Here is a 10,396-nt window from a genome sequence, read left to right as displayed (position 1 = left end):
GGTGTCCCGGCCGGGTGTGGTGTCCCCGTCGGTCGCCCCGGGACTTCGGCTACATGGCACTCACGGCGGTGCTCCTCTGCACGCTCTACTTCGCGTTCCCCGCCGTCCTGGGCATCGGCGGGTTCGGCTCGCGGGACGTGCTCAACCCGTTCACGCTGCTGCTGTTCTTCGTCGCGCTGTTCGTCGCGCGGTGGCTCGGGCAGTTCGAGAAGCTCCGGATGAGCTGGGCGGACCCGCGACCGATCCGGCCGGTGGACTGGACGCCCCGCTGGCAGCAGAACTGGTGGACGCGCACCGGGTCGGCGGTCGCGAACCCGCACTACTGGCTGTACCTGCTGCACGCGGTCGTCGTCTACCCGATGGCCGCGGTGGTGACGGTCGGTGCCGGGCTGCTCCTGGCGGTCGGGTTCCTCTGGCCGGTCGTCGCGGTCCTCGCCTACGTCGTGGCCGGGACGTACCTGGTCGACCCGAACGGGATCGGGTCGATCGCCGGCCTCGGCACCCTGGCGCTGCTCTCGATGGCCGCGAGCGTCCTGCTGTTCCCGCTGTGGCTGCGCGGCTCCGTGCTCGCCCACTACTGGATCGACCACGGCCTGCTCGGCGGGTTCCGGGCCGAGGTCCTCGAGCAGCGCGTTGCGGGCCTCCAGGCGTCCCGCGCCGGTGCCGTCACCGCGGAGGGGCAGGCGCTCCGCCAGATCGAGCGCGACCTGCACGACGGCCCGCAGCAGCGACTTGTCCGACTCCGCATGGACCTGGCCTCGGCCGAGCGGTCGTTCGAGAAGGACCCGGAGCGCGCGAAGCGGCTCATCGCCGAGGCCTCGGGGCACGCGCAGGACGCGCTCGACGAACTCCGGGCGCTGTCCCGCGGGTTCGCGCCGCCGATCCTGCTCGACCGCGGGCTCGTCGCGGCCCTCGAAGCACTGTGCGCGCGGTCGCCGATCCCCGTCGGGCTCGACGTCCGTCTGCCGGACGGGCTCGAGCTCGCGTCCGAGATCCAGCGGAACGTGTACTTCACCGTGAGTGAGCTCCTGACGAACACGGCGAAGCACGCCGGCGCCTCCGCCGCGGGGGTCTACCTCGGGCTGCTCGTCGACGCGTCCGGTACCTGGTTCCTCACAGTCAGCGTCACCGACGACGGCCGCGGCGGCGCCAGCCCGCGCGAGGGGCACGGCATCCAGGGGCTGATGGGCCGGATGCGCGCCCTCGACGGCGAGCTGACGGTGAACAGCCCCGCCGGCGGCCCGACCGAGGCGACGGCGCGGATCCCGCTCGGCGCACTGAACGGCGTCCCCACGCACCGCGCGTGACCGGCGTCCGGTCGCCACTAGGCTGACCGCATGACCGACGGCCCGGATGCAGCGCGCATCCGGGCCGTCGTCGTCGACGACGCCGTGCTGCTGCGCGAGGGGCTGGCCCGTGTGCTCGACGAAGCCGGCATCGACGTCGTCGGGCAGTTCGGCGACCCGGCCTCGTTCCTGGCGGCGCTCCCCGCACTCGCGCCAGACGTCGTCGTCATGGACGTCCGGATGCCACCGACGTTCACCGACGAGGGCGTCCGCGCCGCCGTCCAGGCCCGTCGGATCGCACCCCGGACCGGGATCCTGCTGCTCTCGCAGTACGTCGAGGCCACCTACGCCGAGGACGTCCTCGCCGCGGGCAGCTCGGGCATCGGCTACCTGCTGAAGGACCGCGTCACCCGGCTCGACGAGATCGACGACGCCGTCCGCCGCGTGGCCTCCGGCGGGACGGTGCTCGACCCCGAGGTCGTCACACAGCTCATGAGCCGTCGCCGCGACCCCCTCGCGGCCCTGACCCCCCGCGAGCGCGAGGTCCTCGGGCTGATGGCCGAGGGTCGCACGAACGCCGCCATCGCCCGCGCCCTGGTGATCGGGACCGGCGCGGTCGAGAAGCACGTCTCGAGCATCTTCGCGAAGCTCGCGCTCGAGGACACGGGTGAGGACCACCGCCGCGTCCTGGCCGTCCTGGCGTACCTCGGATGACCCGCGTCCCGGCACCGCTGCTGGCGCTCGCCGCGATGGTGTCGGTCCAGATCGGGGCCGCGGTCGCGAAGACCCGCTTCGAGGAGGTCGGCTCGCTCGGCGCGGTCATGCTCCGCCTGGTCATCGGTGCGCTCGTCCTGGCGCTGCTCGTCCGCCCGCGCGTGCGGCACTGGACCCGGCTGCAGTGGCGCGGAGCCGTCGTGCTCGGCCTCGCCCTCGGCGGCATGAACGTCTTCATCTACCTCGCGTTCGCGACGATCCCGATCGGCGTCGCCGTGACCATCGAGTTCCTCGGCCCGCTGGCGCTCTCCCTCGTGCACACCCGGCGGTGGCGGGACGCGTTCTGGGCCGTCCTGGCGCTGGTCGGGGTGGTGCTCCTCGGCGTCGGGCCGTCCGTGGTCGGTGACCTCGGGGGAGTCGCCGCGGCGGTGCTCGCAGCCGGGTGCTGGGCGGCGTACATCGTCATGAACCGGCACGTCGGTGCGGCCATCCCGGGCATCGACGGCCTGAGCGTCTCGATGCTCGTCGCGATGGTCGTGGCGCTGCCGTTCGGGCTCCGTCCTGCGGCCGAGGGCGTCGTCGCGGACCCGGTGCTCCTGCTCGTCTTCGGCGCCGTGGCGGTCCTGTCGAGCGTGCTGCCCTACTCCCTCGAGATGGCGGCCCTCCGACGCATGCCCACCCGGGTCTTCGGCGTGCTGCAGAGTCTCGGCCCGGCGCTCGCCGCGCTCGCCGGGCTCGTCGTCCTCCGCGAGGCCCTGTCACCCGTCGAGGTCGTCGCCCTCGCGTGCGTCACGGCGGCGAGTGCCGGCGTGACGCTGACCGCTCGCCGCGGAGCGGCGCCGCGCTGACCCCCGGTGGGGCACGACGCGCGCTCGGCGGTGCTGGGACGCGCGGCGGGCCTCCCGGCCGGCCAGGAGGCCCGCCACACGTCCGCCGTGCGACCGTCGTCGGTCGCGCCGGACGATCCGTCTACTCGCCGCGGAGGAAGTCCGCGTACGTGGGTTCCGCCTGCACGTCCGACAGGAGTGCCGGGTCGTTGACCCGCCGGTCGACGTAGGCCGCGATGACCTCGGGAGGGGTGAGCAGGTGGGCGACCCAGGACGGCACCTCGGTCTTCTTCACGGTGCCTCCTTCCGATCTCCGGTCCGGGCGGATGTCTCGAATCTCGAGCATCTTCTCGAACCGGTGTGTCGGAAACGATCCTCGTGCTCGTCCGCGAAGTCAACGCAGTGCGCCATGCGGACTCCACTCAGCGCTGTCGGACCGGCCGCGGATCGGAGCGCGCCCCGTTCGTCGGCGCGTGCCCGGTCCGTGGATCGGCAGCGCGCAGGGTGCGGTGCTTGACCGCCGACCGCCAGATCCAGGCGTCGGCCTGCTGCCCGAACTGCGCCCACTCGACGAGCACCGCGTCCCGCGTCCAGCTCCGGGCGAACGCCTTCACCCGGACGTGGAACGTCGGGAACTGCACCCACGCCCAGACCGGCATCGGGGTGACGGCGTGGCACACGTCCCCGCCGCGGGCCTCCTCGGACAGGGAGAAGGCGCGCGGGCGTTCGACCTCCGGGTGTTCCGGGGGCTGCCACCGGTTCTCGCGACGCCGTCCCACTCCCGTATTCGAACGTGCGTTCGAATCCCGCGTCAAGTCCGAGGCATGGCCCGGCGTGTCCGGGGCGGGGACGGCGGACGACCATTAGCACGCTGGCTGCTCCTCGTCCACCCCCATGACGCGGGCCGGTCCCGCTCGTACCCTGGCATGACTGGCCCAGCCCCTGCCAGCCGCGTCGCGCACTCCCGGATCTGACTCCGGTCCGACGCGGACACCGCCTCAGGAAGGCAACCATGCAGCACGTCACAGCCGCCCCCCGACTCCGCACCGGAACGTCGACCCGATCGCAGCACCTCCGGCAGCGCTCCGTCCGCCTCCACCGCCACTGCGTCGCTCCCTCACTCACCTCAGCGGCGCTCAGTCAGGACCTCGGCGGGTCGTGGGCGCCAGGAGCGGACAAGTGGGGTCTCCCGACGATCGGTGAGTGGGCGTAGCCGTGGGCGAGAACGCGATCAGTGCCCGGTTCACCGGGGCGCAGTGGTTGTTGTCGGTCGGCCGGACCCCGCTGGTCCGTGTCGACACGCGAGCGGAAGCCGAGGCCTCCGGGCGACAGCTCGCGACGGCGCTCGGTCTCCGGTTCGAGCCGTCCGGGGTCGTCGACTGACCGGCATGTGACTCCGAGCGGCGGACGACGCTCCGGCACAGCACCTACCCTGAACGGATGCTCTCCCGACGTGACGCCGCCATCCGGCTCGACATCCCCCTGGAGATGGCGACCCACCACGGGATCCCGTCCCGCCTCAGCGAAGCCGAACTCACCGCGATCGAGCAGGACCCGCCCGCGTGGCTGGTGCAGTCGCGGGCGAACCGCACGGGCAAGAAGGTGTGGGTGCACCTCGAGTGCGTCGTCTGCGGGTACGCGGAAGCGGCCCGGCCGAAGAAGTGGTGGCCCGACTGGGACCACCTGATGTGCGACTACCACGCGCCGTACCAGGCGCCGGAAGCCCCGGCGGGCTTCACCCGGCGCGAGGTCGAGGGCATCGGCAGCCGGTTCGTCGCCCTCGTCGACGAGCGGTCGTAGTCCGCGTCGTCAGTCGGCGTCGTCAGTCGGCGACGCGGGCCGTGGACTCGCGCACGCTCAGCGTCAACTCCGGCCCCGGCCGTGACGGCAGGGGAGCGTCGGCCTCGATCTGCTCGCGGAGCAGGACCGCCGCCCGCTGCCCGAGTTCGACGGTGTCGCGCGTCAGCGAGGTGATCGCGGGGCGGACGAGCCGGATCATCGCGGAGTCGTCGAACGACACGATGGAGACGTCCTGCGGCACGCGGACGCCCATCTCGCTCGCGACGCCGAGTCCCGCGACGGCGAGCACGTCGTTGTCGAACACGATCGCGGTGGGGCGTCGGGCGCCGGACAGCAGGCGTCGGGCGGCTGCGGACCCGGCCTCGGCGGAGTAGTCGGTGGGGATGGACTCCGTGCGGTCGTCCTCGGTGGCGTCGGGGAACGTGCCCCCGAACGCCCGGACACGCTCGATCCGCAGCGCGGTGTGCTCGAACTCGGGCGGCCCGGACACGTGCGCGATGCGGCGGTGCCCGAGTGCGCGGAGGTACCGGAGGACGGTGTCGGTCGCGTCCGAGTCGTCGATCCAGACGCTCGGGGCCGACCCGGCGGGGCTGGGGTGTGATCCCACGACGACCGACGGCATGCCGAGCTGGGCGAGCAGGCGGAGGCGGTCGTCGTCCCGCCGCGGGTCGATCACGATGACACCGTCGACCCGGTGCCCGCGCCACCAGTCGCGGTAGGTCGCGAGCTCCTCGTCGGCATCGCGGGCGACGAGCAGGGTCATGCCGATGTGCGTACCGGTGAGGCCGAGCTGGATCCCCGAGATGAGGTCGCCGAAGAACGACTCGGTCCCGAGTGTGCGTGCCGGACGGTTCAGCACGAAACCGATCGACCCGGCCTTCGCACCGCCGAGGGCACGCGCCGCGGTGTGCGGTTGCCAGTCGAGTTCGCGCGCCGCCTGTCGCACACGTTCGCGGGTCGCCTCCGACACGCCGGGGCGCCCGTTGAGGGCGAACGAGACGGCGCTGATCGACACGCCGGCGCGCGCTGCGATGTCGGCGATCGTCGTCCGGCGTCCTGTGGCCACGGGGTTGACTATAGCGCTTTAGTCGGGCATCGTCGCCGTCACGCAGCGGTTCAGCGCAGACGACTGAACCGGTTCAGTAGCTCGACGAAGGAGTCAGCAACGATGAGAACCACCCCACGCAAGACGTCGGGCCGAGTGGCCGCGATCCTCGCCGGTGCTGCCGCCGCAGCGCTCGTCCTCACCGGGTGCTCGAGCGGCAGCGGGGCGGCCACCGGTGGAGGTGGCGACGGAGAGGTCAGCGGGTCGATCACCCTGCAGACCTGGGCCCTCACGCCGACGTACACGGACTACCTCAACGGCGTCGTGAAGGCGTTCGAGAAGAAGTACCCGGACGCGGAGGTCGAGCTCGTCGACCAGCCCGGCGACGGCTACGCCGAGAAGGTGCTCAGCCAGGCGTCGTCGAACTCCCTGCCCGACGTCGTCAACCTGCCGCCGGACATCGCGCTGCCCCTCGCGAAGCGCGGGTTCCTGCAGGACGTCGCGAAGGACGACTCCACGCTCGGGAAGACCTACGTCGAGGGCGCACTCGCGGCGTACCGGTACAAGGGCGTCGACGGGACGTTCGGCTACCCCTGGTACCTCAACACCGACATCGACTACTGGAACAAGACGATGTTCGAGGAGTGCGGCCTCGACCCGGAGAACCCGCCGGCGACCACCGACGAGCTCTTCGACCAGGCCGCGACCATGCACGAGCAGTGCCCGGACGACTACCTGATGAGCCGCAAGCCCGGCCTGTCCGACTTCTCGCTGGCCGGCGTGAAGATCCTCAACGCGGACGGCACGAAGTTCACGTTCGCGGACTCCTCGAAGGCCGCGGACCTGATCAGCAAGTACGCGAAGGCCTACCAGGACGGGCTCATGCCGTCGTCGGTCCTCAACACCGACTACCTCGGCAACTCCACCCTGTTCACGCAGGGCAAGGTCGCCTGGACCACCGGTGGTGCGACCGCGATCAGCGACTTCGAGAAGAACAACCCGTCGCTCAAGGGCAACATCATCGTGTCGCCGGCCCTGGACAACCCGCCGCTGTACGTGCAGGGCCTCAGCGTCTCGGCGAAGAGCAAGCACCTCGCCACCGCCGAAGCGCTCGCCGCGTTCATGACGAACGCCGAGAACCAGGAGGAGTTCGCCCACCTCGTGAACATCTTCCCGTCGACGAAGTCCTCGCAGTCCGACCCGTTCTTCTCGGAGGACGACGGCACCGTGCAGGCGAAGGCCCGCGTCCTCGCGAACGACGCCCTGAAGACCGCGAAGAACCTCAACCCGGTCGAGGCGAACTCGGCGATGACGGACTTCCTCGACCAGCAGATCGCGCTGGCGATGAAGGGCGGCACGACGCCCGAGAAGGCGCTGCAGACCGCCCAGACCAAGATGAACACCCTGCTCGCCAACGGCTGATCCAGCCCGGTACCCGAAGGAAGAGGGAGGATCGTCATGCGTGCGAACCGCTGGTTCACGCCCTGGCTGCTGGTGCTGCCCGCACTGGTCTGGCTGCTCGCGTTCAGTCTCTGGCCGTCGATCAACACCGTGCGGCTGTCGTTCACGAACGCCAGCCCGCTCGGCGGGGTCAGCGCCTGGGTGGGGACGGCGAACTTCCGGACCCTGCTCGCCGACCCGCAGGTGTGGGAGGCGCTGCTCAACAGCGTCATCTACATGGTGGTGTGCCTGCCGCTGCTGACGGTCCTCCCGCTCCTGATGGCCGTGCTCGTGCAGCACAAGATGCCCGGCATCGCGTTCTTCCGGACCGCGTACTACACGCCGGTGATCGCGAGCGCGGTCGTCGTCGGGCTCATCTGGAACTGGATCCTCGACGACCGCGGTGTCGTCAACGAGATGGCGCAGTCGCTCGGCGTCGTGCAGGGCGCGATCCCGTTCCTGTCCGACCGGTGGCTGCTGCTGTTCAGCGCGATCAGCCTGACCGTGTGGAAGGGCCTCGGCTACTACATGATCATCTTCCTGGCGGCCCTCGGGAACGTCGGCAAGGACCTGCACGAGGCGGCCGCACTCGACGGCGCCGGGGCGGTGCGCCGGTTCTGGTCGGTCACGATGCCCGGTGTGCGGGGCACCATGACGCTCGTCGGCATCCTGGTGTGCGTCAGCGCCCTCCGGGTCTTCAGCGAGCTCTACATCCTGACGAACGGGACGGGTGGCCCCGGCGGCCAGGACAACTCCCTCGTCATGCTCATCCAGCAGTACGCCCGCGGCTTCACCGGCAACCTCGGCTACGCATCCGCCCTGAGCCTCCTGCTCTTCGCCGTGACGCTGATCCCGATGCTCGCCCTCGCGCGGATGAACAGCAAGGCGGACAAGTGACGAACACGACCAGCACCAGCGAACCGGTCATCGGCGGCAACGCCGGCGTGGCCGCACCGGCACCGGACGTGGCCGGCGCGACCGCCGGGAGCCGCGCCTCCAGGCAGTCCCCGCCCGGCGGACGCAAGCGCCGTCGCGCCGTGTGGGGCGTCATGTCGACCCGCGAGAAGGTGCTCCGCTACGTCCTGCTCGTCGTGGTCCTCTTCATCACGATCGGCCCGTTCCTGTGGCAGCTCTCGACCTCGCTGAAGGGCACGGGCGAGGACATCTACACCGCGAACCCGTCGTTCATCCCGGCGCAGCCGACGTTCGGCAACTACCTCCGCGTGGGCGACGCCATCCCGGTGTTCGGGTACATCGGGAACTCGCTCATCGTCGCCGCGATCGACGTGATCGGGAACATCGTGTTCGCCACACTCGCGGGCTTCGCGATCGCCCGACTGCAGTGGAAGGGTCGCAAGGTCGTCCTCGGCCTGTTCCTCGCCACCCTCGTGCTGCCGGGCGAGGCGACGATCATCTCCCAGTTCGTCACGATCAAGGACCTCGGGCTCGCCGACTCCCTGGTCGGTGTCGCCCTGCCCGGCATGATCGCCGCGCTCAACGTGCTGCTCATGTACAACGCCTTCCGGCAGGTGCCCGAGGAGATCGACCAGGCGGCCGTCATGGACGGTGCGAACGCGATGCAGCGCCTCCGCTACATCTCCCTGCCCGCGGTGCAGGGGACGATCGCCGTGATCGCGATCTTCTCGTTCATCGGCGCATGGGACGACTTCCTCTGGCCGCTCATCGTGCTGCAGTCGCCGGACAAACTCACCCTGACGGTGGGCCTGCAGTACCTGCAGGGCACGTTCGCGACCGACCAGCGGATGATCGCGGCCGGCACGATGATCGCGTTCATCCCGATCGCCGTGATCTTCGCCGTGCTGCAGCGCTTCTTCTTCAAGGGCGTGGAAGAGGGCGGGGTGAAGGGCTGATGCGCTTCGGTGTCAACCACACGCCGTCGAACGGCTGGTTCCACTCCTGGCTCGACTTCTCGCCGTCGGACACGGCGCGGGACCTCGAGGCGATCGCCGGCCTCGGCGCCGACCACGTCCGGGTGTTCCCGCTCTGGCCGGTCGTGCAGCCGAACCGGACGCTCATCCGGCAGCGGGCGCTCGACGACGTCGCCACCGTCGTGGACATCGCCGGGTCGTTCGGGCTCGACGTCACGGTCGACGCACTCCAGGGACACCTGTCGAGCTTCGACTTCCTGCCGTCGTGGCTCGACTCGTGGCACCGCCGGAACATGTTCACCGACCCGGACGTCGTCACCTCGACCGCGGACTACGTCCGGGCGCTCGCCGCCGCCGTCGGGGACCGCCCGAACCTGCTCGGCGTCACGGTGGGCAACGAGGTCAACCAGTTCGCGCACGCCCCGCACCCGTCGCCCTTCCCGACGACGCCCGAGCAGGGGCACGCCTGGACTGCGGCGATGGTCGCGGCGGCGCGCGAGGGGCTCGCCGGCACGGAGGCGCGGCCGGGCCCCCACACGCAGCCCGCCCCCGCCGTCGGCCGGCGTCCGGCACCCCTCGTGACCCTCGCCCAGTACGACGCGGCCTGGTACGACGACGCGCAACCGTTCGGCCCGGAGCACGCGGCCGAGCACGGGGACGCGACCATCACGCACTCGTGGGTCTTCAACGGCTCGGCGCGGCTGCACGGTGCGCTCGGGCCCGGGTCGGTCCGGCACGGCGAGTACCTGCTCCAGCTCGCGGCCGCCTGGAACACCCGGGCGGACCGGCCGAACTGGTTGCAGGAGGTCGGCGCACCGACCAACGTGGTGGACGTGGCCGACGCCCCGACGTTCACCGAGCAGACCATCCGGCACGCCCTCGACGTGCAGGGCCTGTTCGGCATCACGTGGTGGTGCTCGCACGACGTGTCCCGGTCGCTCGCCGACTTCCCCGAGCTCGAGTACGACCTCGGCCTGCTCACCAACGACGGTCGGGTGAAGCCGACGGGGGAGCGGTTCCGCGAGCTGGCCCTGGCGTTCGGCGACGGCCGGTACCAGGCCCCGACCCCGCCGTCGACGGCGCTCGTGCTCGACGACGTGGCCCCGGACGGGACGCCGCTCGGCGGGACCCGGGCGGACTCGGCGCCGGGCGGTCGCTTCGCCGCGGCCTGGCTCGCGATCGCCGAGCAGGACGGCCGCGGCCCCCAGGTCGTGCTGCGCTCCCGCCTCGGTGATCCCGCGCTCCTCGCCGCGCGCGGGATCACCGCCTGCGTCGACGTCCCGAACGACACGGCGTCCGCCACCGTCTCCGTCGCACACCCCGCGACGATGCCCTGACCCCCGATCAGCACCTCCGAACGACCAGCACGACCCGCACCACGCCCCACGCCCCGAC

The 10,396-nt window shown here is 71.3% G+C and carries 12 protein-coding genes; 9 read left to right on the top strand and 3 right to left on the bottom strand.

The annotated features are described in order from the left end of the window. The 3 genes from DEI91_RS12275 to DEI91_RS12265 all read left to right on the top strand — a co-directional run. The coding region (locus DEI91_RS12275) for a sensor histidine kinase (protein ID WP_111052574.1) at nucleotides 1–1,307 on the top strand (1,307 nt) is incomplete at its 5' end. A 30-nt stretch (nucleotides 1,308–1,337) separates the two neighbouring features. Further along, complete coding sequence (locus DEI91_RS12270) at nucleotides 1,338–2,000, top strand: response regulator transcription factor (protein ID WP_111052564.1); 663 nt, start codon at nucleotides 1,338–1,340, stop codon at nucleotides 1,998–2,000. Beyond that, on the top strand, nucleotides 1,997–2,848 hold the full coding sequence (locus tag DEI91_RS12265) for a DMT family transporter (protein WP_111052563.1): 852 nt from the start codon (nucleotides 1,997–1,999) through the stop codon (nucleotides 2,846–2,848). Before DEI91_RS12270 ends, DEI91_RS12265 begins: the two co-directional genes overlap by 4 nt. Nucleotides 2,849–2,969: 121 nt before the next feature. Here the strand turns inward: DEI91_RS12265 and DEI91_RS16315 are convergent, their stop codons facing one another. Both DEI91_RS16315 and DEI91_RS12260 read right to left on the bottom strand, forming a co-directional pair. Further along, nucleotides 2,970–3,122, bottom strand: coding sequence for a hypothetical protein (locus tag DEI91_RS16315; RefSeq protein WP_181439590.1), 153 nt, complete (start codon nucleotides 3,120–3,122; stop codon nucleotides 2,970–2,972). A gap of 127 nt (nucleotides 3,123–3,249) precedes the next feature. Continuing rightward, entirely contained in the window at nucleotides 3,250–3,606 is a 357-nt protein-coding gene (locus DEI91_RS12260) for a hypothetical protein (protein WP_111052562.1), read from the bottom strand. A 424-nt stretch (nucleotides 3,607–4,030) separates the two neighbouring features. On the opposite strand from DEI91_RS12260, the gene DEI91_RS16030 reads away from it, so the two are divergent. Continuing rightward, the gene (locus DEI91_RS16030; RefSeq protein WP_146244288.1) at nucleotides 4,031–4,210 is read left to right on the top strand and encodes a hypothetical protein; all 180 of its coding nucleotides are present in this window, start codon (nucleotides 4,031–4,033) and stop codon (nucleotides 4,208–4,210) included. A gap of 57 nt (nucleotides 4,211–4,267) precedes the next feature. Beyond that, the gene (locus DEI91_RS12250) at nucleotides 4,268–4,627 is read left to right on the top strand and encodes a hypothetical protein (RefSeq protein ID WP_111052560.1); all 360 of its coding nucleotides are present in this window, start codon (nucleotides 4,268–4,270) and stop codon (nucleotides 4,625–4,627) included. Nucleotides 4,628–4,649: 22 nt separating this feature from the next. Here the strand turns inward: DEI91_RS12250 and DEI91_RS12245 are convergent, their stop codons facing one another. Further along, the gene (locus DEI91_RS12245; RefSeq protein WP_111052559.1) at nucleotides 4,650–5,693 is read right to left on the bottom strand and encodes a LacI family DNA-binding transcriptional regulator; all 1,044 of its coding nucleotides are present in this window, start codon (nucleotides 5,691–5,693) and stop codon (nucleotides 4,650–4,652) included. 102 nt (nucleotides 5,694–5,795) lie between these two features. Between DEI91_RS12245 and DEI91_RS12240 the strand changes: the two genes are divergently transcribed. The 4 genes from DEI91_RS12240 to DEI91_RS12225 are packed head-to-tail and all read left to right on the top strand — an operon-like array spanning nucleotide 5,796 to nucleotide 10,338. Then, a complete protein-coding gene (locus DEI91_RS12240) occupies nucleotides 5,796–7,094 on the top strand; it encodes a sugar ABC transporter substrate-binding protein (protein ID WP_111052558.1) in 1,299 nt (432 codons plus the stop codon). 36 nt (nucleotides 7,095–7,130) lie between these two features. Beyond that, the gene (locus tag DEI91_RS12235) at nucleotides 7,131–8,009 is read left to right on the top strand and encodes a carbohydrate ABC transporter permease (RefSeq protein ID WP_110823792.1); all 879 of its coding nucleotides are present in this window, start codon (nucleotides 7,131–7,133) and stop codon (nucleotides 8,007–8,009) included. Next, nucleotides 8,006–8,983: a carbohydrate ABC transporter permease gene (locus DEI91_RS12230; RefSeq protein WP_220038087.1), complete on the top strand. Its 978-nt coding sequence runs from the start codon at nucleotides 8,006–8,008 to the stop codon at nucleotides 8,981–8,983. Before DEI91_RS12235 ends, DEI91_RS12230 begins: the two co-directional genes overlap by 4 nt. Further along, the gene (locus DEI91_RS12225; RefSeq protein WP_111052557.1) at nucleotides 8,983–10,338 is read left to right on the top strand and encodes a glycosyl hydrolase; all 1,356 of its coding nucleotides are present in this window, start codon (nucleotides 8,983–8,985) and stop codon (nucleotides 10,336–10,338) included. Before DEI91_RS12230 ends, DEI91_RS12225 begins: the two co-directional genes overlap by 1 nt. Nucleotides 10,339–10,396 lie beyond the last annotated feature (58 nt).

The sequence above is a fragment of the Curtobacterium sp. MCBD17_032 genome, from assembly GCF_003234855.1.
Taxonomy (GTDB): Bacteria; Actinomycetota; Actinomycetes; order Actinomycetales; family Microbacteriaceae; genus Curtobacterium.
Note: the sequence above shows the minus strand (reverse complement) of the source record. Positions and strands in the feature narration are given on the sequence as shown.

Coding starts and splice junctions, on each gene's coding strand:
- DEI91_RS12225 (WP_111052557.1), top strand. CDS start 8,983: ATGCGCTTCGGTGTCAACCACACGCCGTCGAACGGCTGGTTCCACTCC.
- DEI91_RS12270 (WP_111052564.1), top strand. CDS start 1,338: ATGACCGACGGCCCGGATGCAGCGCGCATCCGGGCCGTCGTCGTCGAC.
- DEI91_RS12235 (WP_110823792.1), top strand. CDS start 7,131: ATGCGTGCGAACCGCTGGTTCACGCCCTGGCTGCTGGTGCTGCCCGCA.
- DEI91_RS12265 (WP_111052563.1), top strand. CDS start 1,997: ATGACCCGCGTCCCGGCACCGCTGCTGGCGCTCGCCGCGATGGTGTCG.
- DEI91_RS12240 (WP_111052558.1), top strand. CDS start 5,796: ATGAGAACCACCCCACGCAAGACGTCGGGCCGAGTGGCCGCGATCCTC.
- DEI91_RS12250 (WP_111052560.1), top strand. CDS start 4,268: ATGCTCTCCCGACGTGACGCCGCCATCCGGCTCGACATCCCCCTGGAG.